This window comes from Endozoicomonas sp. ONNA1, from assembly GCF_024606325.1.
Lineage (GTDB): Bacteria > Pseudomonadota > Gammaproteobacteria > Pseudomonadales > Endozoicomonadaceae > Endozoicomonas_A.
Genome location: NZ_JAHHPN010000567.1, coordinates 1 through 24,050, shown reverse-complemented (window position 1 = coordinate 24,050; position 24,050 = coordinate 1). Strand labels below are relative to the sequence as shown.

Annotated in this window: 20 protein-coding genes; 11 read left to right on the top strand and 9 right to left on the bottom strand. The window is 47.9% G+C overall.

The window, feature by feature from the left end; translation table 11 throughout:
* The first annotated feature begins 111 nt into the window (after positions 1-111).
* Positions 112-930 (top strand): hypothetical protein, encoded by an 819-nt coding sequence (locus KDK19_RS12990; protein ID WP_257254954.1) that lies wholly within the window; start codon positions 112-114, stop codon positions 928-930.
* A 67-nt stretch (positions 931-997) separates the two neighbouring features.
* Here KDK19_RS12990 and phoU read toward each other — a convergent pair whose 3' ends face one another.
* From phoU to KDK19_RS12970, 4 genes are all read right to left on the bottom strand, one after another.
* Positions 998-1,723, bottom strand: coding sequence for a phosphate signaling complex protein PhoU (gene phoU / locus KDK19_RS12985; RefSeq protein WP_257254953.1), 726 nt, complete (start codon positions 1,721-1,723; stop codon positions 998-1,000).
* A 48-nt stretch (positions 1,724-1,771) separates the two neighbouring features.
* Positions 1,772-2,668, bottom strand: coding sequence for a phosphate ABC transporter ATP-binding protein PstB (gene pstB / locus KDK19_RS12980; protein WP_257254952.1), 897 nt, complete (start codon positions 2,666-2,668; stop codon positions 1,772-1,774).
* A gap of 91 nt (positions 2,669-2,759) precedes the next feature.
* A complete protein-coding gene (pstA, locus tag KDK19_RS12975) occupies positions 2,760-4,424 on the bottom strand; it encodes a phosphate ABC transporter permease PstA (protein ID WP_257254951.1) in 1,665 nt (554 codons plus the stop codon).
* A 15-nt stretch (positions 4,425-4,439) separates the two neighbouring features.
* A complete protein-coding gene (locus KDK19_RS12970) occupies positions 4,440-6,713 on the bottom strand; it encodes an ABC transporter permease subunit (RefSeq protein ID WP_257292129.1) in 2,274 nt (757 codons plus the stop codon).
* Positions 6,714-7,063: 350 nt separating this feature from the next.
* Between KDK19_RS12970 and KDK19_RS12965 the strand changes: the two genes are divergently transcribed.
* Positions 7,064-9,637: an RING finger domain-containing protein gene (locus KDK19_RS12965; RefSeq protein ID WP_257254949.1), complete on the top strand. Its 2,574-nt coding sequence runs from the start codon at positions 7,064-7,066 to the stop codon at positions 9,635-9,637.
* 176 nt (positions 9,638-9,813) lie between these two features.
* Positions 9,814-11,136, top strand: a complete 1,323-nt coding sequence (locus KDK19_RS12960; protein WP_257254948.1) for a Na+/H+ antiporter family protein — start codon at positions 9,814-9,816, stop codon at positions 11,134-11,136.
* A gap of 58 nt (positions 11,137-11,194) precedes the next feature.
* On the opposite strand, the gene KDK19_RS12955 is transcribed toward KDK19_RS12960, so the two are convergent.
* Positions 11,195-12,160 (bottom strand): PstS family phosphate ABC transporter substrate-binding protein, encoded by a 966-nt coding sequence (locus tag KDK19_RS12955; RefSeq protein ID WP_257254947.1) that lies wholly within the window; start codon positions 12,158-12,160, stop codon positions 11,195-11,197.
* Positions 12,161-12,498: 338 nt separating this feature from the next.
* Between KDK19_RS12955 and KDK19_RS12950 the strand changes: the two genes are divergently transcribed.
* From KDK19_RS12950 to KDK19_RS12940, 3 genes are all read left to right on the top strand, one after another.
* A complete protein-coding gene (locus KDK19_RS12950) occupies positions 12,499-13,035 on the top strand; it encodes a TRAP transporter small permease subunit (RefSeq protein ID WP_257281639.1) in 537 nt (178 codons plus the stop codon).
* Positions 13,028-14,410: a TRAP transporter large permease subunit gene (locus tag KDK19_RS12945; protein ID WP_257254945.1), complete on the top strand. Its 1,383-nt coding sequence runs from the start codon at positions 13,028-13,030 to the stop codon at positions 14,408-14,410. The genes KDK19_RS12950 and KDK19_RS12945 overlap by 8 nt, the downstream gene beginning before the upstream one ends.
* 104 nt (positions 14,411-14,514) lie before the next feature.
* The gene (locus KDK19_RS12940; RefSeq protein WP_257254944.1) at positions 14,515-14,916 is read left to right on the top strand and encodes an acyl-CoA thioesterase; all 402 of its coding nucleotides are present in this window, start codon (positions 14,515-14,517) and stop codon (positions 14,914-14,916) included.
* Positions 14,917-14,930: 14 nt separating this feature from the next.
* Here KDK19_RS12940 and KDK19_RS12935 read toward each other — a convergent pair whose 3' ends face one another.
* A complete protein-coding gene (locus KDK19_RS12935; protein WP_257254943.1) occupies positions 14,931-15,314 on the bottom strand; it encodes a response regulator in 384 nt (127 codons plus the stop codon).
* A 72-nt stretch (positions 15,315-15,386) separates the two neighbouring features.
* Positions 15,387-16,049: a fumarylacetoacetate hydrolase family protein gene (locus tag KDK19_RS12930; RefSeq protein WP_257254942.1), complete on the bottom strand. Its 663-nt coding sequence runs from the start codon at positions 16,047-16,049 to the stop codon at positions 15,387-15,389.
* A 153-nt stretch (positions 16,050-16,202) separates the two neighbouring features.
* On the opposite strand from KDK19_RS12930, the gene KDK19_RS12925 reads away from it, so the two are divergent.
* Both KDK19_RS12925 and serA read left to right on the top strand, forming a co-directional pair.
* Positions 16,203-16,463, top strand: coding sequence for a DUF4404 family protein (locus tag KDK19_RS12925; RefSeq protein WP_257254941.1), 261 nt, complete (start codon positions 16,203-16,205; stop codon positions 16,461-16,463).
* 241 nt (positions 16,464-16,704) lie between these two features.
* The gene (gene serA, locus KDK19_RS12920) at positions 16,705-17,934 is read left to right on the top strand and encodes a phosphoglycerate dehydrogenase (RefSeq protein WP_257254940.1); all 1,230 of its coding nucleotides are present in this window, start codon (positions 16,705-16,707) and stop codon (positions 17,932-17,934) included.
* 49 nt (positions 17,935-17,983) lie between these two features.
* Here serA and deoD read toward each other — a convergent pair whose 3' ends face one another.
* Together deoD and KDK19_RS12910 are read right to left on the bottom strand one after the other, a co-directional pair.
* Entirely contained in the window at positions 17,984-18,694 is a 711-nt protein-coding gene (deoD, locus tag KDK19_RS12915; RefSeq protein WP_257254938.1) for a purine-nucleoside phosphorylase, read from the bottom strand.
* A gap of 67 nt (positions 18,695-18,761) precedes the next feature.
* Positions 18,762-19,979 carry a phosphopentomutase gene (locus KDK19_RS12910; RefSeq protein WP_257292128.1) on the bottom strand — a complete coding sequence of 406 codons (1,218 nt, stop codon included), beginning with the start codon at positions 19,977-19,979 and terminating at the stop codon, positions 18,762-18,764.
* Between the two features lie 230 nt (positions 19,980-20,209).
* Between KDK19_RS12910 and KDK19_RS12905 the strand changes: the two genes are divergently transcribed.
* The 3 genes from KDK19_RS12905 to KDK19_RS12895 form a co-directional block, all read left to right on the top strand.
* The gene (locus tag KDK19_RS12905) at positions 20,210-21,961 is read left to right on the top strand and encodes a hypothetical protein (protein ID WP_257254936.1); all 1,752 of its coding nucleotides are present in this window, start codon (positions 20,210-20,212) and stop codon (positions 21,959-21,961) included.
* Positions 21,962-22,316: 355 nt separating this feature from the next.
* Positions 22,317-22,823, top strand: coding sequence for a hypothetical protein (locus KDK19_RS12900; protein WP_257254935.1), 507 nt, complete (start codon positions 22,317-22,319; stop codon positions 22,821-22,823).
* Between the two features lie 25 nt (positions 22,824-22,848).
* Positions 22,849-24,050: hypothetical protein (locus KDK19_RS12895; protein WP_257292127.1), on the top strand; the 1,202-nt coding region annotated here is incomplete at its 3' end.

The following is a 24,050-nucleotide window of genomic DNA, read 5'->3' as shown; positions in this document are numbered from 1 at the left end:
TCTTAAATAATTAATGAGAAAGCAATTGAAGAGTGTCTTACATCTGACGTTTGATTGTTTTTAATAACATAAGAAATTCAGTCTGATGTTCTTTTGACAAGGAGGTGTTTTTTGAGTCTTGAAGGAATCAAGTCTTTTGCTGCGAATCATTTAAGCCCTTCCGGTTTTAAAAATGATTGTAAAAGATTATATGGGAAGTTTTGTGGCAAACTGGTTCAAGCTCTTGAAGTTTTAACGACGGTTTTAGATAAAGCCAGTAGCCCATCCAAAACCGAATTGTCATTTAACAAGTCAATTCATAAACGGAAAGCGGCTCCATGGAAAGTGGCCACCAGACTTCATAACTGGCGTCTTGAACATTATGAGCAAAGAGCAAGATCGTCGATGAAAGACTTTCTGGAAAAACTGGTTGATAAAGGCGCTGGTATCGAAGATTTTTCTTCTGACGAGGCTAAAGCATTGGCCAGCGAGTTAATAGATATCCTCTTTCAACTGGAGTCTAGTGTTTTTAAGGCTTTGTCCATTGCTAAAGACCGTCTGCCCAACCCGGAAGCTGTGTGTCAGGCATTACGTGATCTTTTTGATGAGGTTGGTGTTTTAGAAGAAAATCATGACAAATTAAAGGGGCTCTTAAATGAGGCAGGTTTTTTATATAAGTTTGTGCGTGCCTCTGAACAACTGAATGTCATTGAAGTTTCTGATAAAGCAGAAGATGGTGCTGAATTCAAAACTTTTGCGATCAATTGTTTGGGCATAAACGGTATTAACTTTTTGCATAATACTTTGATGCTCTACTACGATATGACGGACAGACTGCTTCCCGATGACAAAGATTCATTACAAGACAAAATTAATCAAGTGTCTGATAAAGACAAAGATCTTATTCCTCTGGGGCAGGCCATTTTCAACAGACTTCGCCTGGAAAACTGATGTACAAAAGACCCGAGTCCTGTACGCCTCGGGTTTTTATTGAATGCGATCTAATGAAGTTTAGTGATCAGGTCTTATCGAAGACTTCTTCCTGGATTCTTTTAATACCAATGTGACGTACATCCGTCCCTTTGACCAAATAGATAACGTATTCCGCCAGGTTACGGGCATGATCGCCAATCCGCTCCAATGATCTCAATACCCACATGATGTTCAGAACCCGGGTGATGGATCTTGGATCTTCCATCATGTAGGTGACCAGTTCCCGCGTTGCACTCTTGTATTCCCGATCGACCGTTTTATCTTCTTTGGCAACTGCCAGAGCAAGATCAGCATCAAAACGGGCAAAAGCATTGAGTGCATCCTGAACCATCTGTCGTACATGGTTACCAATGTGACGGGTCTCGATATAACCTTTGGGCGCTTCTCCCTGTTCACTGAGGCTGATAGCAAAGCGAGCAATTTTTGCTGCCTCGTCACCAATCCTTTCCAGGTCGGTTGCGGCCTTGGAGCAGGAAATAACCAGACGGAGGTCGCTGGCCGCTGGCTGGCGTCTGGCCAGAATGCGGGAACACTCTTCATCGATAGCCAGTTCCATATAGTTAATGTCTGTGTCTTTCTCGCAGACCACTATCGCCCCTTCACTGTCAGCATTGATCAGGGCATTGATCGCATCGGATACCTGCTTTTCAACCTGCCCACCCATGGACAGGAGATTATTTCGCAGCTCCTCCAGTTCATGATTGAATTGCTGGGAAATATGATGGCTAAGAAGTTCGCTTTTGGTATCCATGAGTTTTCCAGGTGCTTTCTTGGCAATGGCATTCTTAAGCTATGGCATTTAGCCGTAACGGCCGGTTATATAGTCTTCAGTTTGTTTCTGTTGCGGGTTTGTGAACAGCGTATCCGTATCATCGAATTCAATGAGCTTACCCATATACATAAATGCTGTGTAGTCTGAGACACGAGCTGCCTGTTGCATATTGTGGGTAACGATAGCGATGGTGAACCTGGACTTGAGCTTGTTAATCAGTTCTTCGATTTTTAACGTTGAAATAGGATCCAGGGCTGAAGCCGGTTCGTCCAGCAGAAGAACTTCTGGCTCTACCGCAATTGTGCGGGCAATAACCAGACGCTGTTGCTGCCCACCCGACATGCCCAGGGCGCTTTCATGCAGGCGATCCTTAACCTCGTCCCAAAGTGCCGCACTGCGTAAAGCCCATTCAACGACTTCATCCAGAATACGCTTTTTGTTGATGCCCTGAATGCGCAGACCGTAGGCGACATTTTCATAGACACTCTTCGGGAAGGGGTTTGGCTTCTGGAATACCATGCCAACGCGGCGGCGTAAATCCGCGACATTGACACCCTGCTGATAAATATTCTGGTCATCCAGCTGAATGGCACCTTCGATGCGGCAGCCTTCAACCAGATCGTTCATTCTGTTCATACTTCGCAACAGAGTCGATTTACCACAGCCTGATGGACCAATGAAAGCAGTGACCCTGCGTTTCGGGATGGTCAGGGAGATATCGTGCAGAGCCTGCTTCTCACCATAAAACAGGTTCAAATTCCTGATATCCAGACATTTTTCTTCCTGTTCCAGACTGAGCTTACGACGGCTGCGTCCCAGACTCTCGAGGTTAAACGCCGGTGTTGAGCTGGTCTCAGGAGTGACTCTGCTCTGTTTGTTCTCTGTCCGGGTGGGTGTATTCAAATCCAGTGCCTCATCCAGCATGATGTTACCTTTAATACGTAATTAAACCTTCCTGGCACACTCAGGGAAACTTTTTTATAGCTCAAGGCTGTTTTTTTGTAGCGAATCAGTCTCATGCTTCCAGGCTCTTGTATTTTTCACGCAAATGGTTGCGAATAGCCACTGCTGAAAGGTTAAGAACCGCAATGACAATAACCAGAAGAAGAGCTGTGGCGTAAACCAGTGGTCTGGCCGCTTCTACATTAGGACTCTGGAAGCCGACATCGTATATGTGGAAGCCCAGGTGCATGAATTTCTGATCCAGATGCAGGAATGGATAATTACTATCCAGAGGTAAACTGGGAGCCAGCTTAACCACACCCACCAGCATCAGGGGCGCAACCTCACCAGCCGCACGGGCAACAGCAAGAATCAACCCTGTCATCATGGCAGGACTGGCCATAGGCAGAACGACACGCCAAAGTGTTTCTGCTTTGGTCGCCCCCAGTGCCAGACTGCCCTCACGGACCGAGCTTGGAATGCGTGAAAGCCCCTCTTCTGTGGCAACAATGACAACGGGTAATGTTAATAAGGCCAGAGTAATTGATGCCCAGAGTAACCCGGGAGTACCAAAGGTCGGTGCTGGCAAAGCTTCCTGAAAGAACACCTGATCAATTTGGCTACCGGCAAAGTAGATGAAGAAACCGAGGCCAAATACACCGTAGACAATGGAAGGGACACCGGCCAGATTATTTACGGCTACGCGAATGGTTCGTGTCAGCCAGCCCTGATTAGCATATTCCCGGAGGTAGACAGCCGCTATTACACCAAAGGGAGTCACGATGATCGACATTAGAATCACCATCATGACAGTACCGAAAATGGCTGGGAAAACGCCTCCTTCTGTGTTCGCCTCTCTGGGGTCGTCAGTGATAAATTCGCCGACCTTGTCGAGATAAAAAAGCATTTTCTGGCTCAGGGTCATGGCATTAGGTTTATAGGCCCGAACGATTTTGCCAAAAGATTGCTCAATCTCTATACCATCAACGGTTGTAGCCACCAGACTGTCACGGTTGAAAGCGACATACAAATCACCCAGTCTGGCTTCCATCACCTTATACTCAGCTTGATAGACCTTCCGTTGCGCTTCGATATCCGCAAGCGCTTGAGGGGTGGCTGTACCATCGAGTTCGAGGGCTCGCTGTTCAAGACGGAGGCGTTCCAGTTTAGCGTTAACGGAGCCTATTTCGTGCTTTTCAATGGCGTAGATTTCATTGTAGATAGATAGAGCTCTATTCAGCCTCTTCTGGAACTCTGGCCAAGCCGCATCGCCTTCTACAACGACGTTGCCGTCCTGTTTTATGCTGTTTAGATAACCGTAGAAATTACCCCACTCACGGCGTTCCAGGGCAACGATATTTTCAGGATAACGGCGATTCTCTAGCCAACGATCAATCACCCAGGCAAAGTCTGAGCCTGAGACATCTCTGTTACCGACTTTCAGCAAATCACGAGTCAGTGTTTCCACGCCCTCCGGAACCGGGAGACCCGCCGCTTCAATACGGGTTGCAGAAACGGTTTCCGTGTCTGCTATTTCTCCAGCGATCAACCGGGATTCCTGACCGGGAGGGGCATAGTCTGCCACCAGAATTTGTCCAGGCCAGAAGTGACCGAGACCGCGGATTGCAATCAGACCCAGAAGACCGACAACAAGAATGACACTGATGGCGACCGCTCCGGCATTCAGCCAGACCCAGGGGGAACCCGTTTGATACCACTTGCTTATTTTATTGCTCATGTTCCGGCTCCTTCCTTAAAGCGAACTGTACTTCTTGCGCAGTCGATGACGAACCATCTCAGCAGCAGTATTAACCACAAAGGTGAAGAGGAAGAGCACCAGTGCAGCAAGGAACAAAATTCGATAGTGGCTGCTGCCCACTTCAGATTCCGGCATTTCTACAGCAATGTTGGCAGCCAGGGTTCTCATGCCCTCAAAGATATTGGCGTCCATGATTGGCGTATTGCCGGTAGCCATCAGTACAATCATCGTTTCGCCCACGGCACGGCCCATACCAATCATCACGGCAGAGAATATGCCCGGGCTGGCGGTCAACAATACAACACGCACCAATGTCTGCCAGGGCGTCGCACCCAGTGCCAGAGATCCATAGCTCAGATGTTTGGGAACGCTGAAAATGGCATCCTCTGCGATAGAGAAGATGGTGGGAATCACTGCAAACCCCATAGCCAGTCCTACGACCAGAGCATTACGTTGATCGTAAGGAATATCCAGCTCAGACGTCAGCCAGGTTCTCAGGTCGCCATTAAAGAGGGCGGCTTCAATGGTTCCATTAAGATTCATGGCAATGGCACCACTGATCAGCACAACAGGGATCAGCAAGGCCGCTTGCCAACCTTCCGGAATAGCGTGACGAATTCGACCGGGCATCGAGTCCCAGGCAAAAGCAAAGAGCAAAATGCCTATCGGAACAATCAGCAAGAGCGCAAATATTCCCGCCAGACTGTTTTCGATCAGGGGCGCCAGCCAGAGACCGGCCAGAAAACCCAGAATGACCGTGGGCAGCGCTTCCATCAATTCAATCACAGGCTTTACTTTACGGCGCATGGCAGGTGCCATGAAATAAGCCGTATAGACGGCTCCGGCTATTGCCAGAGGTGTGGCCAGTAACATGGCGTAAAAGGCGGCCTTGAGAGTGCCGAAGGCCAAAGGGGTCAGGCTCAGCTTTGGCTCAAAGTCATTATTCGATGCGGATGACTGCCAGATGTATTCTGGCTTCTCATAGCCTTCATACCAGACTTTACCCCAGAGAGCCGACATGGATACTTCCGGATGCTCATTGTCAACATGCCAGAATTCGGTAGAGCCATTGCTACTCACCAGCATATAGTTGCTTCGGGGGGCAATAACCAGTTGCTCAACAGGGCCGTTGGTCAACTTCTCAGTCAACAGGGTTCTGTTGGCTGTGGTGTAAAAAATGCCAACATTGCCCTTATCATCCGCTGCCAGAAACCCCTTTCGGCGATGCTCAGGCACTATCTGTGTAATAGGTTCACCGGCCAGCTCGAACTCACGAACTCTTTGCAAGTGCCACTGGTTTTGTTCGTCTCTGACCATGAACCACTGGCTGACCGTGCCAGTTTCGTCGCCTATCAGCAGAGAAACTCCACCCAGCAGGAACGTCATGGTCGTTACTCTGGCGGAGTCGGTAGTCAGATCAGTTTCTGAAACGACGTGAGGTTCATTAATGTTGCTGATATCGATCAATGTCAGGCCGTCGGCACCAGACTGAACGAAAAGCCAATGCTGATCCGGAGCAATCAGGACATCGTGAATAGGCCCATTCACTGCAGGCAGGGTGATCGTTTCTTCTTCCAGCGTGACTTCTTCCGTCAGGAAGTCTTCTTCCTTGGTAAAAGCGGTCATATAGAGGCGCTTGTCACCATAACCGGTGAGCAACAGTTGAGTTTCACTGTCACTGATACTCAGGTGTGAAACAGCCTGGTTAGCCGCTACCAGATCAATCGCTTCTTCACCGTATGGGTAGGTGACCTTGGGTGTGATCAAACGCTTGTCATCAGGCCAGGTAATTTGGTAAGCATGCTTGAAAATAATGACCTGACCGTTGCTGAGACCGGCTGCCAGCAGGTTGTTGTCGGATGGTGCACTCGTAATTGTGGTAACTGAGGTTCCGGCAGGAAGGGGCAGGGAATAGCGATATTTCTGCTCTCCGGTTTGGGTGGATGCAAAAGTCAGGGCCCCGTCGGCAGTGATGGAGAACGCCAGTTCAGCCTGTTCTTCCATGCTCTGATAGAGCGGGCGCTGCTCCCCGGTAATCGTCTGTGTCCAGGTACTGGTGGGTTCAATTTCTGCACTTTTGAACAAGGGCGCTACTTCATAAAGGAGGTAGATAAAGATCAGAAGGATGGCGGCAATAACACCAAGACCACCTACCGCTACACCCCAGCGGGTCAGGTAATCTTTGAAAAAGCGAAGTGACTGATGACGTTTATGAGCCGGGGTGTTGTAATCGACACCAGGGCTGTCTTCTATTGTTGGTTGATACATGGCACTGGTCGCAGAGATTATTGAGCGTACCTTAAAAGGTCTGTGTTACAGAAATATGACAAAATTGAAAAAAATGAGAGCCAAACTGCAGCTCTCAGTATCTCAAAACGGTATCCCCGTCAGTGTCGATAAACAGTCGTGACCGAATGAACTGTCTGAAAAGCGCTGCAGCCAACTTACACTCTATTTCGATACTTATAGTACATCCACTTTTACTGGTCTTTGCTTTTTGGTTTTTCCTGAAAGAAGGCGAGCTGCGCAGTGAGTGCTGATGGGATTGCTAACTTTTGAGCAAGCGCCCACGTACTATGAGCTACACTGAGGCTCCGACTGAAGAAAAGCGAAAATTTGTGTGCAACTTAAAACTGTTTTCCTTCGTATGTACACTCTTGCTCTCTACGGCCATCAGTGGACTTGCTGCTGCCAACTCTCGGGGACGTACGCTCATCGTTGCAAGTGGGACATATGATCAAGAGGGATGTCTGGTACCCGAATTTGTCTGCTTTTTTCCTGAAGGCTCTCTGCCCTCGCTTGAAGAAACCCTGTTCGTCACCAACGCTTATTATATTGGCAGGGTGCCAATGGCTGAAGGTTCATGTAGCTGTTATTTCCTGAATGGCGATCTCGACATTCCCTCAATGGAAGAAGGAAACTTCTTGTGTATCGACCCCGAATTGCAGGCAGATGGAACCGCCAATGGCGAGGGTGATGGGGTTACAGATAGCTATGAAGCAGCGCAGGCAGGAACGCAATGGTTCTATATATCCTCACCGGTCTGGTCAATTGATGATGGCACGGGTTCATTTGTCCAGCAGCTTGGCTCCCTCCTGTCATCTTTGTGGCAGTGGCTGATGTCTTCAGATAATTTTTATGAGAAAAGAGAGAAAAATAGCACGAGCTCCGCACTGCCAGAATCGCCCTCATCAGCACCTGAACGCGCCTTGCGATTATCAGGAAGTGGATTTCCACCCGACCCACCAACACCTCCTCCATTTATACCCGGCATTCCTGGCAAGGGATTGCTTAATATGCCCGACTGGCAGTTTGACTACCTGTTGGCTCTGGCCGGGATCAGCCAGCGGGCAAAACAGTGGTTTCATAATGGATATCTCACCACTTCCAATGCATCCCGACAATTCGTCAGCGACACAGATTTATCTGCGGCTTTAACAGGGATTTCCCAGAAGAAGGCATTCAATAAGTCTTTATTCAGCCAGGTACCGCTGGATGCCTCGGAACTACTTGCTCAACTATCAGGGAAAGGTTTGCCGGGTTTTGGGCAGGTGCATCAGTCAGAAACAGTTATGTTGTATCCCGTATTTATGCTGCCTCAATCTGATTCGAATGACTTTGAAGAAGCGCAGGAGGTTGAATATGCTGGAAAAACTTGCAGCGTATGCCTGCTTAATTTTGAACAATCTGACGACGTGGTGAAAACATCATGTATGCATCTGTTCCATATGGACTGCATGAGACCGCGGCTAACAACAGAAGCTAATGGGCAAATAAATCCTTACTGCCCAATCTGTCGGCATGATCTGAGTGCTCTGAGTCGCTTTCTGATCCGGAAAGAGATCCTGAAAGAGGCCCTGAAAGAAATGCAAGAGGTGACTCACCTTCTGAAGGACATGCTGTTAGGTAGAGGGACCTGGCCTGAAAATGACAGGCATGTCTATGAAAGGTTGATTCGTGCAGGAGGCAGCAATGATCCGGACATTGCTGAGCAGATACAGGCACTTTGGCCATTAGTTAATTTTTACTCTGTGCGGCATCTGGTGTCGCAAGTGCAGGCAGGGAGAGCAACCTGGCCTGAAAATGATGGGCATATCTTTTTAGAATTGAGAATGGCAGAAGGTGTCAATGATCCGGACATTGCTGAGCAGGCGCGGGCACTTTTGCCGTCAGTTAGTTTGTACTCCTTGCATCATCTGATGTCACACATTGAGGCAGGGAGAAAGCCCTGGCCTGACGATGACCGTGTTATCGCTCTAAGATTGAGAACGGCACAAGGTAGCAATGATCCGGCCATTGTTGAGCAGTCACGGGCACTTAAGCCGACAATCTGTTTGCACTTCGTGCAGCATCTGGTGTCACAAATGCAGGCTGGAACAGGGGTCTGGCCTGAAGATGACCATAGTGTTTTCGTAATGCTGAATATTGCGATACTTGGTACTGATGCAACCACTATTGAGGCATGGAGGGTATTAAATCCCGATAGTATACCTACTGCTGGGCGGGCAAGGGCACTTTATCCATTGGCGAAATTGTACTCTGCCAAGCATCTGGTTTCAGAAGTGCAGGCAGGGAGAAGGAGCTGGCCCGGAGATGAAAGTTATGTCCATCTGGGATCGTTGAGAAGCTTGGTAGATAGCGCTGATCCGGCTATTGCTGAGCAGGCACAGGCCATTTATCCATTAGCTAATTTGTACGCTGCGCAGTATCAGGTGGCACAGATACAGGCAAGGAGAGAGAGATGGCCTGATGATGACAGGTATATCCATAAAAGGTTGGGTATTGCAAAAGGTAGCAATGATCCGGCCATAGCTCAGCAGGCCGAGGCACTTGAGCCATTAATTAATTTTTACTCTGTGCGGCATTTTGTGTCACTAGTGCAGGCGGGGAAAAAGTTCTGGCCTGATGAGGACAGTTACATCTATACAAGGTTGAGAAGTGCACAAGGGTGCGATGATCCGGTCATAGCCGAGCAAGCACGGGCGCTTGAGCCAGCCGTTAATTTGTGCTCCGTGCAGGATCTGGTGTCACAAATGCAGATAGGAAGAAGGACCTGCTGGCCTGAAGATGATAATAATGTCTATGTGAGGTTGAGCAATGCAGAAGGTAGTAATGATAGGACCGTTGCCCGGCGGGCACGGGCACTCAGGCCATTAGTTGATCAATATAAGAGCAAGTCGTCAGGTAATTGATTCCAGACTGCTTTTTCATGGATACCTCTTTGCTCCAATGCTTGCTTGGCCTGTTCACTCTCTATTTGCGGGAAAAACAAAGCAATTAACTACAATCTACTTATGCCGCTATTGTTCATGCTTCACAGTAGATAGCCGCTGGCCGTAATAACGATAAAGTACAATGTGGAAATAATATGAACGCAGTGATTCTGGCTGTCGCCGTCATGCTCGCATTGAGTTTGTTGCGCGTGAATGTGGTTCTGGCGCTCTTTATTGGGGCTATGGCCGGGGGACTGATTGGAGGTCTGGATATTGTCCAGACGCTTGAGGCATTTTCAAGAGGCCTGGGCGGTGGTGTGGGCATTGCCATCAGTTACGCTATGCTGGGGGCTTTTGCCATGGCCATTGGTCGCTCCGGCATACCCGAGTGGATGGCCGGGAAGATCATTCGCAAAGTGAAAGGCAGCAACAATTCGCAGAATAATGTAAAGCTAAAATACAGTTTGTTCCTGACGCTTGTGTTGATGGCTTTTTCTTCCCAGAACTTGATACCTATCCATATAGCTTTTATTCCCATACTGATTCCTCCTTTGTTATCGGTATTCAGTGCTATGGCAATTGATCGTCGTCAGGTAGCCTGCCTTATTACCTTTGGACTTACCGCGACCTACATGCTCTTCCCTATAGGGTTTGGCAGTGTGTATCTGAACCAGATTCTTGGTGGCAACCTCCATGAAAATGGGCTGGATATTGAATTGAGCCAGATGCCACTGGCGATGGCGATTCCCGTTTTTGGCATGTTTCTGGGATTACTGATAGCGGTTTTTTTCAGTTATCGAAAGCCGAGAGCCTATCGTGTAGAAGAAACCCTTTTGATCCACGGACAAGATGTTCAGTTAAGCAAGGCTGCCATCATTACCTCTGCCATTGCCATCGTGCTGGTGCTGGTAAGTCAGTTGATGACAGGTTCCATGGTTCTGGGGGCCGCAATGGGTTTTATTACAATGGTCATCGGGCGGGTAGTCTACTGGCGGGAAGCGGATGAGGTATTCAATGAGGGCCTGCGAATGATGGCCGTTTTTGGCTTCATCATGATCTCGGCCGCGGGCTTTGCGGAAGTGCTGCGTTCAACAAAAGATATTCCGGCACTGGTGAGTCAGGTGCAGATTTTTGTGGGAGGCAGTCAGGCCCTTGCGGCCATTCTTATGCTTCTGGTCGGTTTGCTAATCACGATGGGGATTGGCTCTTCGTTCTCAACGGTTCCGATCATTGCCACCCTTTATGTGCCACTGGGTATGGAACTTGGTTTTACGCCACTGGCCATAGCCTGTCTTGTGGGAGCCGCCGGAGCGTTAGGTGATGCAGGCTCTCCGGTTTCGGAATCCACCATTGGTCCCACCGCCGGTTTGAATGTGGATGGTCAGCACGACCACATTCGGGATTCGGTGATTCCTACCTTTCTGCACTTTAACATCCCGATGATCATTTTTGGCTGGATTGCCGCCATGATTCTCTGATTCCGAAAACACAAACAGGGCCAGATGGCCCCGTGCGAATCACTTATGAATCTGTGAATTAAAGATCAAGTTCAGATAGATACTTTTCAACAACCTTGGCAGGGAGTGGGATGTAACCGTCTTTAACAACCACTTCCTGACCTTGCTGAGACAGCACCATCTTCAAAAATTCGCCTTCCAGAGGAGGCAGCTTCTTGTTGGGCTGCTTGTTGACGTATACATACAGGAAACGAGACAGTGGGTAAGAGTTGTTTACAGCGTTAGCTGGCGTTGCTTCAACAAATGGCTGACCGGCTTTCTTGGCCAGGGGTACGGTACGGACGCTGGAAGTCTGGTAGCCAATACCGGAGTAGCCAATGCCGTTTACAGAAGCACTGACAGACTGAACGACAGAAGCAGAACCAGGCTGTTCGTTTACGTTGTTACGGAAGTCACCTTTACACAAGGCTTTTTTCTTGAAGTAACCATAGGTGCCGGATACTGAATTACGGCCGTAAAGCTGGATTGAGCGGTTTTTCCAGGCTCCTTCCAGACCTACACCACCCCAGGTACTGATGTCTTTGTCGCCACCGCACTTGCGGGTAGAGGAAAAAATAGCGTCCACCTGAGCCATGGTCAGACCCTTGATAGGGTTGTCCTTGTTGACAAAAACCGCCAGAGCGTCAATTGCAACTGGAACTGCAGTGGGCTTGTAGCCGTGCTTTTTCTCAAAAGCTTCCAGTTCCTTGTCTTTCATCTTGCGACTCATGGGGCCAATGTTGGAAGTCCCTTCAGTCAGAGCGGGTGGCGCAGTAGAAGAGCCTGCAGCCTGAATCTGTACATTCACATTTGGGTATTCACGCTTGAAATCCTCTGCCCACAGGGTCATCAGGTTGGCCAGAGTATCAGAACCGACACTGGATAGATTGCCTGATACGCCGCTGGCTTTCTTATAAGTTGGGATCTCAGCGTCGATCTGACTGGCAGAGGCAGCCTGCATCCCAGTCACAAGGGCAATTGTTGTTATCAGAGCTTTAAGCTTCATTCGTATTTCTCCTAAAGGGATTTTTTTAGCCTCTCTTACAGCTACAGGCATTTGTCTACTGGCAAAAACTATAAGATGAAAATGTGACAGTTATATGACTGAAAGTGACAGCTGTTTATCCGCAATATTCATAACGTGGTACCACTGTCTTCAATCTTTTGCTGATTGAAGATTGCTGAAGAAATGCCCGGACAGGGTACAACTGCTTTCAAGCTGTCGTTATAATTCCGGACAACAATCATGGGACATGTTCCTGAAGAACGGATCTTCTACCAACAGAATGGCAGAAATTTTCTCAACAAGAATAATAATAAATTGATGTAACAGGCAGGATAAAAATGACCACCGGCTGGAAAATGATAAGAACAGCAGTCGCCGGTATTGATGGATTAACAGAGAGATTTGGACGTCTTCTGAGCGGGTTTAACCTGTTACTGGTCGTCAGTGTCTGTCTCGTCGTTGTTCTTCGCTACTGGTTCAACTCCGGTTCCATTGCCCTTCAGGAACTGGCGATGTATTTCCACGCACTTATTTTTCTCGGTGCCAGCAGCTATACGCTGAAGCAGGGCGGTCATGTTCGGGTAGACGTTTTCTACAACCGTATGAGCGCCAGACAACGGGGATGGGTGAACGGCCTGGGAACCCTGTTTCTGTTGTTCCCGGTCTGCCTGTTTATTGGTTTGATGAGTTTTGACTATGTTTCCCGTTCCTGGAGGATCATGGAAACATCATCGGACCCGGGCGGCTTACCGCTGGTGTATCTTTTGAAAAGCCTGATTCTGGTGTTTGTTGTCACCCTGCTGTTGCAGGGCATGGCAGAGTTATTGCGGTCCGTGCTTATTCTCGCAGGGAAGGAGTCCCCGGAAGATGGCTGAGTACATTCCAATACTGATGTTTGCAGCCGTCTGCATGGTGTTACTGGTGGGCTATCCGGTAGCCTTTTCACTGGCGGGTACTGCCCTGGCTTTTGCCGGGGTTGGCGTTCTGACCGGATTGTTTGACCCGTCTTTTCTCAATGCCCTGCCCAGTCGCCTGTTTGGCATAATGACCAATCAGACTCTGATGGCTGTGCCTCTGTTTGTATTCATGGGCTGCATGCTGGAAAAGTCCAGAGTGGCTGAAGGGCTGTTGGAAAGTATGGCTCGCCTTTTTGGACGAATGAGAGGTGGTCTGGGGCTATCCGTCACCCTGGTCGGGATGCTGCTGGCTGCCAGTACCGGTATTGTCGGAGCAACGGTTGTGACCATGGGCTTACTGTCTTTGCCCACCATGCTGAAGCGGGGTTACTCCGCGTCTCTGGCCACAGGAACCATCTGTGCCACCGGCAGTCTCGGTCAGATTATCCCTCCGTCCATTGCTCTGGTTTTATTGGGCGATGTTTTATCCACAGCCTACCAGCAGGCCCAGCTGAAGATGGGAATCTTCTCTCCCGAAACCGTTTCGGTGGGTGATCTGTTTGTCGGGGCTATTATCCCCGGCCTGATTCTGGTGGCTGCCTATGCTCTCTATCTGCTGATCGTAGCCTGGAGCAATCCGGCAGCGGCGCCTGGTCTGTCTGATGAAGATATCGGGGCTTATGATGAGGGGGATAATACTTATCTGCTCATGAATCTGTTGCCCCCACTGCTCTTGATTGGCTTAGTGCTGGGATCGATTCTGGCAGGAGCCGCGACACCAACAGAAGCAGCGGGTGTGGGTGCAATCGGTGCTTTTTTGCTAGCTGTAATGAAACGACAGTTAACGTTTCAGACGTTATCCAAAACACTGTCTAATACGACAAAAGTGACCTGCATGGTGTTTTTAATCCTGATCGGTGCTTCTGTCTTTTCTCTGGTGTTTAGGGGCTTTGGCGGCGAAGAGCTGATTCATGAGTTATTCACCCATATGCCAGGAGGGAAATTGACAGCGGTTCTGGTGGTCATGCTGGTGATGTTCCTGCTCGGATTTATCCTGGACTTTATTGAAATAACGTTTGTTATCGTGCCTCTGGTCGGACCGGTTCTGCTGGCCATGGGACTCGATCCTGTCTGGCTGGGCATCATGATGGCTATCAACTTGCAGACCTCATTTCTGACACCGCCATTTGGCTTTGCGCTGTTTTATCTCAGGGGGGTGGCTCCCACAGAAGTGACAACGTCTGATATTTATAAAGGTGTCGTGCCTTTTGTGATGATCCAGCTGATATTGCTGTGTGCACTGGCAGTCTGGCCGGAAATAGCTACATGGCTTCCGGAAAAGTTTTACGGTTAAGAAGATCCTGAGCGCAAGAAACAACCTGACACTCTTTTTAAGCTATAAGGATTTTCAGAGTCAGTTGCGCCAAAAAATAAAAACATTAAATACAAGAGAGTAATATGGAACTGGATAATGATCTTGCTCCCGGACCTCAGGGAGAACTAACACTGAAAGTGCTGGCGGACTACCAGTCCGTCAATACGACAGGCGATGTCTTTGGTGGCTGGGTCGCCATGCAGATCGATCAGGCCGGTTCGATTATGGCCAGAAAGATTGCTACAGGACGTGTTGTCACTGTGAGCATCGGAAGTATGAGTTTTATGCGCTCAGTGAAAATGGGCGATATTCTTGCACTGTTCACAAGGGTGACAGAGGTCGGCAAAACGTCGATTCGGATAGTGGTAGAAGCCTGGGTTGAAGACAAAAACGGTCGTACCAAGTTGACTGAAGCCAGTATGGTTTTTGTAGCCATAGATTCAGAAGGTAGAACGAGTCGGATCCACAGTGACGGAAGCCCTTAGGAATCAAGGCAGTTTCAGCATCTGGTCCACAGAGCCAGCTTTTCTGATAAGCCGGCAAGTGTGATCGGTTTGTCCAGAAAATCATCCATACCGGCAGACTTGCAAGCGATCTTATCCGATTCCGAGGTACTCGCTGTGAAGGCAATAATGGGTATACCGGCGTAACTTTGGCCGGAGGCTCTGATTTTTTCACTGGCTTCCAGACCATCCATGATGGGCATCATGCAATCCATAAGAATCAGGTCGAAGGCCTCTGAAGTCTCAAGCATGTCTAGCGCTTCCTGACCATTGCGGGCCATTTTGCAGGTACAGCCTAACTTTTCCAGCAGCTTTTTGGCCACCATCTGGTTCACTTGACTATCTTCCACCACCAGAATGTGGAGGCTGTGGGTTTCCATCGCTGACACCGGCCTTCCTTTGCCTGTGGCCTGATTTCTATACCATCAATATCTGAAAAAATACTGAGTTCTTTAGATACAGGATGTTGCCAGACTAAACCGCTCAGAAATAGCCAATTCCAGCTGGTCTCCCTGTTTCAGAGGACCGACACCGGCCGGAGTGCCTGTGAGGACAATATCACCGGGTTCCAGTGTGAAATGGCGGCTTATGTAGCTGATCAGTCCCGGAATGGAGGTCAGCATATGGGCTGAAGTGTCTTCCTGACGTGTCTGACCATTGACTTTAAGGCTGAAGCGAATGTCATCAAAATTGGGCAGGTGCTCTCTGGCAACAAACCCCGAAACAGGGCAACTGCCATCAAACGCTTTGGCCACTTCCCAGGGCAGCCCTTTTTCTTTCAGCCGGAACTGGACATCCCGGAGTGTCAGATCCAGTGCCAGTCCCATCGCCTTGATGGCATTTATGCTCTCACTCTCGCTGGCATTGTGGAGTCGGGTATCCATCAGAATCGCTATTTCTGTTTCGTAATGAACTTCTCCGCGATCAATGGGAATAGCAAAGGGCATTTCCAGAGATGTCAGTGATGTTGAAGGTTTGATAAACAACACCGGGTCATCGGGCAGTGGATTATTCAACTCCCGAATGTGCTCGGCATAATTTCGACCAACACAGACCACTTTGCCGGTCGGCAAGTCAATGCGGTCGCCACTTAGCCAATGGTGCCTGTACTTCATAAGGCTTCCTTGTTGCTTGTTTGTTCTTGTATTTTTCTTTTGCTCATGATCTGGCACATCGCTAGTATTTATCAGCCGGGTTCGACTGCTGAAGCTATCATTCACAGTACAAAGATTCTGTTTTCCAGATTAACCTGATCACAGGAGCGCGTCATGTCTGAAGAACTCCACCTAAATATCCAGAATCTGCATGACCTGCTTGAAGGACAGCCAGTGGATGATTGTACTGCAGGGGCGCTCAAGCAAATTACCGATGAGCTACAGCTGGCTCTGGCTCAGGCGGAAGGTGACATTCCCCTGCAGGATTACAATGAACAGCTTGAACAGGAAGCGATCAAGTTTTCCGAAGAACATCCTGCATTGTCTCAGGCTATCAGGCAGATTCTGACTACGCTATCAAGCATAGGTGTCTGAAACAAAAAATTCATCATAACTGCTCTGCACCTGAGGTTTAAACCCTGAAGTTGTGATTGGGCAACGAGCGTAGCATTTATACACCCAAGGTAAGGGTTTTTCTCTTTTTTATGCTATTATCCCCACCCCGGTCGGTTATAAAACCAGATGACTCCGGTTGTATTCAGCCATAGACCGTGCTTCACACTCTTTTGGCTGGAGTACTTTTCATGGTAGATAAAAAGATATCCGAGCTATTGTTATGCCCTCTATTTCCCTGGACAAGAGTAAGATTCGATTCCTTCTTCTGGAAGGGGTTCATCAGTCTGCTGTGGAAGTGCTTGAAGCTTCCGGCTATACCAATATTGATTATGTATCCAAGTCCCTGCCGGAAGAAGAGCTGAAGCGCCGGATTTCCGAAGTACACTTTGTAGGCATTCGATCCCGAACCCAGCTGACAGAAGACGTCTTTGCTGCAGCCCGGAAGCTGATTGCTGTGGGTTGTTTCTGTATCGGTACCAATCAGGTGGAGCTGGATGCTGCTACCTCCCGGGGAATTCCGGTCTTTAATGCCCCTTATTCCAATACGCGCTCTGTCGCTGAGCTGGTTCTGGCTGAAGCCATTCTTCTTTTGCGAGGTGTACCTGAAAAGAATGCCGTTGCTCACCGGGGTGGCTGGCAGAAGAGTGCCGTCAATTCCTATGAGATTCGCGGCAAAAAGCTGGGTATTATTGGTTATGGCAGTATCGGAAGCCAGCTGAGTGTTTTGGCTGAATCCATGGGCATGGACGTTTATTATTACGATGTGGTAACCAAACTGTCCATCGGTAATGCCAGTCAGGTCGGCAGTCTGAATGATCTGCTGGCCATGTCTGATGTTGTCAGCCTGCACGTTCCTGAAACACCCGCCACTCAATGGATGTTTGGTGAAGTGCAGTTTGCGGCCATGAAAGAAGGTAGCGTTCTGATCAATGCTTCTCGTGGAACCGTTGTCGACATTCAGTCTCTGGCCTCAGCGATTGAAACAGGCAAGTTGCTGGGTGCTGCGATTGATGTTTTCCCGGAAGAGCCACGCTCTAACAATGACGAGTTTGTCAGCCCTCTGCGTGGACTGGATAATGTGATTTTGACGCCTCACGTGGGTGGCAGTACTCAGGAAGCGCAGGAAAATATCGGTCGTGAAGTTTCCGAGAAGTTTATTATGTACAGCGACAATGGTACAACCTTGTCGTCTGTGAACTTCCCCGAAGTGTCATTGCCTGGACATCCCGACAAGCATCGCATCCTGCACATTCACGAGAACATTCCCGGAGTGCTGGTAGCCATCAACAAGGTCTTCTCCCAGAACAACATCAACATCAGCGGTCAGTTCCTGCAAACCAATGAATCCGTCGGTTATGTGGTCATTGACGTAGATGCCGATCACAGTGAGATTGCACTGGAGAAGCTGAAAGAAATCGACGGTACCATTCGTTGCCGGGTTCTATACTGAGTCAGGCGCTCAAGCTCCAGTCAGAGATCTGACAGGAGCGATGGGGGGATCAGTCTCCGACCAGCACAGAGTCCAGAGCCAACACGATCATTTCGTCCAGGGAGGTCTGCCTGTCTTCAGGAGACAAGGCCTCGCCCTTACGAATATGATCACTGACAGTGCAGATTGCCAGACCTTTGGCACCAAACTCCGCACATACGCCATAAAGGCCTGCTGCTTCCATTTCAACGCCCAGGATGCCATGCTTTTCCATGGTGTCGAACATCTGAATATCCGGACTGTAAAAAAGATCCGAAGTGTAGATATTACCAACTTTTACCGGCATCCTTTTGTCACGGGCACTCTTGACGGCATTCTCCAGCAGACCAAAATCTGCAATAGCTGCGAAGTCGTGGTTATTAAATCGGATACGGTTCACTTTCGAGTCAGTGCTCGCCCCCATACCAATCACTATATCGCGCAGCTTCACATCGGAAGAGATTGCACCACAGGAACCAATGCGAATCAGCTTGTTCACACCGTATTCAGTGATCAGTTCCTTGTAGTAAATGGAGGCTGAAGGAATGCCCATCCCTGAACCCATTACTGATACACGACGATTCTTATATGTTCCGGTGTAACCAAACATATTACGAACATCGTTTACCCGTTCAGCGCCTTCCAGAAAGTTCTCGGCAATGTACCTGGCACGGAGTGGATCACCTGGCATCAGGCAGACATCGGCAAAAGCACCGGGTTTGGCATGAATATGAGGGGTCATTTTTTCCTCTCTAAAGCTTATCAAAAAGCGGGCCGTGCAGAGCACGCGTGTAAATAGTCAGCCCAGCTTATGACAAAAAACTGGTCCCATAGTCCATGGGCTCCAGATCAAAGAAACTGGCCAGACTCTGGCCGATATCTGCGAAGGTTTCCCGCCCACCCAGTGAAACCGGCGGCACCTTTTTGCCAAAGACCAGCACGGGTATATGTTCACGGGTATGGTCTGTACCGTGCCAGGTAGGATCGCAGCCATGATCAGCACTGATGATCAGCACATCGTCTTCCTGCATGGCGTTGAGCAGTCTCGGCATCATGGCGTCCAGTTCTTCCAGAGCACGGGCATAACCAGCCACATCACGACGATGGCCAAAGGATGAATCAAAATCAACAAAGTTGGTAAAGATCAGGGAACGATCTCCGGCCGACTCCAGAGCTTGCATGGTGGTTTCAAACAAAGCCGGAATGCCGGTCGCCTTGAACTTTTTGGTAATACCCTGATGAGCAAAAATATCAGCGATTTTTCCGACACTGAGCACTTCGCCACCACTGGCCACCAGCTTATCCAGCAGGGTGGGAGCAGGTAGCAAAACAGAGTAATCCCGACGATTCCCTGTTCGCTGGAAGTCTCCGGCGTCATCACCCACGAAAGGACGGGCTATGACACGGCCAATATTATAGGGGTCAAGCAGCTCACGAGCGATTTCACAAACTTCATACAGTCTTTCCAGACCAAAAGTCTCTTCATGGCAGGCAATCTGAAAAACGCTGTCAGTCGATGTGTAAACAATGGGCTTGCCAGTGCGCATGTGCTCTTCGCCCTGGTGTTCCAGAATGGTTGTCCCTGAAGCATGGCAATTACCTATAACACCGGGTATTCCGGATTTTTCGACCAGTTGATCCAGCAGTTCCTGTGGAAAACTGTTCTCCTTATCCTTGAAGTAGCCCCAGTCGAACAATACAGGAGCACCCATCATTTCCCAGTGACCGCTGGGGGTGTCCTTACCACTGGAAATTTCTCTGGCGTAACCGTGGGCACCGATCAGCTTTACATCGGTGTTCATGCCGGCAGGAAAGGCCCCTGAGGAATCTTTAGCCGCGTGCAACAAACCAAGACTGGCAAATATTGGCAATTCAAGTACACCCCGTCGACCAATGTCTGCCTCGCCTTGTGAACAGGCCTTGGCGATGTGGCCAATCGTGTTTGAGCCTGCATCACCAAACTGATCGGCATCAGCGCTGGCGCCAACCCCGAACGAGTCCATCACCAGGACAATTGCTCGTTTCATGTGAGATACCCTACCAACTCCTTGCGAGTCCCTTAATTATTACTCAGAAAGATACAGAGCAGCACAGTGATTAATACCTAATCCAGAGAGAGTCAGGAAAGTAACTGAGCTGAATGCACTTTCACACGCTCACCCTATGCTCAACTGAGGAAGGCGCTTAAAATTGCGCACTTGTGCAATCCGGGGACTACCTTATCAGGGCATTCATAAACCAAAGAGGGCTGATGTTGATGAGTTACTCCATTTCTCGATTACCCGAAACGGTGAGACAATCGATATTCATCCATCGTGACAAAGCTATTCAGTGGGTTGCTGCTTCCCTCGGCCTCATCATAATGGCTTACCCCTGTTCAAAACTGCGGGCAGAAAATCTTCTGCCAACGCCAGAGGAGGAGATATTTGTTGAAGATAAAAGAACTAAGCAGTCTAACTTACTGGACGAGTATATTAACCATTATGATTATATAGGGGAAGACTCTCGATATTTTCTCAATTCGGTTGCAAGCCATCTTATATTTGCCATGAACCATGAAAATGAGCAAGGCGAAAAAAAGGAGCATTCAGAGGCATCGGAAGGTGCTGGAGCACAACTACCGCAGTCTTTAATGACAATTCCACTCCCGCCCATGACCCACGCAGAAGTCATTGCAACTATCCGGGAGTTAAATACAGGCATTGATCAAGAAACCTTAAACATTATGTTGAACTTCATCCCTGTAACCCCGCCCAATGAGAGCCTGACAATTGAAAGCATGCTTCGGAAATTGATACAAACTCACCGCATTTTGGACGATGATAGCCAGAAAATGATGGAAGTCGTACTACCTTCTATCCAGGGTACCCAATCTCCTGTCGATTTGACCAAACCAGAACAACGGCAAAGCCTTGCGATGTTGTTGTTGGCTTACTATACAGCCATCAATTCAAATGGAGTATCCCCTGAAACAGCTTATGACTTTTTTAACTCATTCCTGCTGCACGCCTCTGGCTTGTCTGGTATCGAGAGACTCCATGCTCAAAAAGGTGACCTTTTAGGTACAGATAAACCAATAGAAGATTACGAAATTTTAAAAGCGAATGTTAAAAAATCTGCTTCAGTTTTCGTTGGCCTCAGGTTGCTGGATGAAATGCGCATTAGGTTTTTGGAACAAATGGACGTTCGCTTAAAAGCTTCAGATTCCGAGACATCATTCGACGATTCAGTGCTAAAAAAAGCTTCCGGTCTACTCAACAATGGCCTTAATAAGAACGGAATACCGTTTTATCAGCGTAATATAAGATCCTATGAACGTATGCTAACGCTGATAGAAGAACATGGTGAAGGAAACCCGGAATTAATTGCTTCGAATAGTCAGTTCATGACTTTCATTCATGTCATAAGCATGATGCTTGATCCTTTCGATATACAATCCGCAAATGAAAATATTAACAATATGTCGAGCTATTTTAGCGCATCATATTGGAATCAAACCTTTATTGACTCTGAGGGCAAAGAACAGAAATTATTTGAAATATTTAAAAAGATATTAACTGCCGCAAAAGACAAGCCGGGAAATAGAAGTCCTGAATTATTTCAAGAATTACTTACAGCCATAAGAAAATACATAGCGCAAAGATTACATAAAATTTTCATTGCCTCAAATGATTACCAAGTCATAATGTTAACCTTAAGCTCTGGACTTACGGATCTGCTGGAGCAATCAGAAGCTATATTTGCAATGCTCCCAACGACTGACAACGATGCCGACGGGCAGGCTGATGAAGCCAAACACGACGAGGCTGCCGAGGGATCAGAAGAAAGAAAGCTTAGCAGTGAAGAGAAGAACAAATACCTGAAAGAACAAACAGAATCCTTAGAGGATTTCATCTATTGGTGCAGGTATTACTATGATTTTGCCATAAGATCTCCTTATAACTCTGACAGCAGTGAGTCCTGCGGTAGTGAATCTGACAGAGGTAATCTTGACGGAGTTCAATATTAATTTTTTTCCTGTTCTGTCAGGTCGAATACCAATAGTATGCTTCCCGGCAGGCTACTGACTCCGTGGCGGTAGCTTCGGCCGATCCATTCGTGACCCCTAACTTCAGTGGCAATAGCCGGATGCTCTGCAGCGTCCTGCATTGTTCGATTAAAGCCTGCATTCTGTCTGCCTCGTCCTGTCCAAAAGCTTTGAACCACGATTGAAGGGAACGAAGCTCTGAGCTCTTGGTAATGCCTTAGAAAACGGAGCTGGCTGCGCGATCAGGCTGGGACCGGCTTTCGCTTAAAATTGAGCACTGCTGCAATACATGGACTACTTTGTCAGGACATTTGTAAACTGATGAGAGCAGATGTGGATGAATAACTTCTTATCTCGCTTGCCTGAAACACCAAAACGATCAATGTTTTGCCATCTTGGCAAGCCTAATCAGTCGCTTGCTGCTTCCCTCGGCCTCATCATGATGGTTTGCCCCTGTTCAGAACTACTGGCAAAAAATGGTTTATCAACGCCAGTGGAGGAGAGGCTTGTTTTAGAAAAAACAACAAAAGAGTCCAGCTTTCTGGACGATTTGATTAATCACAATACCTACGTAGGGAATATCCCTACTATAGCTCTCAACACGAATGCGACCAACCTTGTCTTTGCTATGAACCATGAAAACGAACAAGGACAAAGAACGGATGAGCATTCAGAAGAATCGGAAGGCGCTGGAGCACAAATACCACGGCCTTTATCGACAATTCCGCTCCCGCCCATGACCCACGCAGAAGTGAGTGACATTATCCGGGAATTGAATACAGGCATTGATCAAGAAACCTTAGACACTCTGTTGAACTTCGTTCCGGTCACCCCCCCCCGATGAGAGCCTGACAATTGATGGCATGCTTGTGAAATTGATGCAAACTCTCCGCATTCCGGTTGATTGTCACATGATAACAATGCATTTAGTCCTATCGTCCATTGAGGGTACCACAACGCCAGTCGATATGGGCCAACCAAACCAAAAACAGAGCCTTGCACTCTTGATGTTGGCTTACTATACGGCCATCAATTCAGAGAAGCTACCCCATAAAATGGCTTATGAATTTTTTCTATCATTCCTACTGCACGCCTGTGACTTGTCTGGTATCGAAAAACTCCATACTATAAAAGGTGACCTTTTAGGCACAGACAAACCCACAGAAGATCAAGACGTTTTAAAAGAAAATGTTAGAAAATCAGCAATAATCTTCGCTGGACTAAGAAAGCAGGAAGAAATGCGCGTTTATTTTTTTTTGAAACAAATCAAAAATACTTCAGAAGCTGAAGAATCCGAGACAAAAGTCCAGAATCCAGTGTTAGAAAAAGTATCCAATCTACTCAACCGTGGTGTTAATAAGATCGGACTACCACTTTATGAGCGTAATATAAAATCAGCTAAACGAATGCTAAAGGTGTTAGAATTAACAGGATTTGGTAAAAAAAAATCACAATTGGTTGCCTCTAATAACCTGTTCATTAATTTAATTGATGCCATAAGCATGACTCTTGATCCTTACGTTATACAGTTTGCAAAAACACTCATTGACAATATGTCGAGTTATTTTACTGCATCTAATTGGGATCAAACCATTACTGATTCTGAAGGCAAAGAACAAAAATTATTTCAAGTATTCCAAAAGTTAATAACCGACGCAAAAGAAAACCCGGGGAATGAAAATCCTGAATTATTTCAACAATTACTTCTGGCTCTGGAAAAATACATAGAGCAACAATTACAAAAAACGTTTACTGAAAAAAATGATTACGAGTTCATAATGGTAACCCTCGGCACAGGATTTCAGGCCCTCTTAGAACAATCAAGGAAAGTTCTGTTAATGCTTGACCGAAGTATTGACGCCAGTGCCAATGAGCAGGCTGATGGAGCTAAACATGGCGAGGCAGCACGGGGAGAGCTCAGCGAAGAAGAGAAGAAGAGAAAACACCTGGGACAACGGATAAATTACTTGCAAGATTTCGTGGATTGGTTTGGATCTCACTATGGTTTTGCCGTGAACTCTCATTATGACACTGACAGCAGTGACTCTGACAGCAGCGACTCTGACAGCAG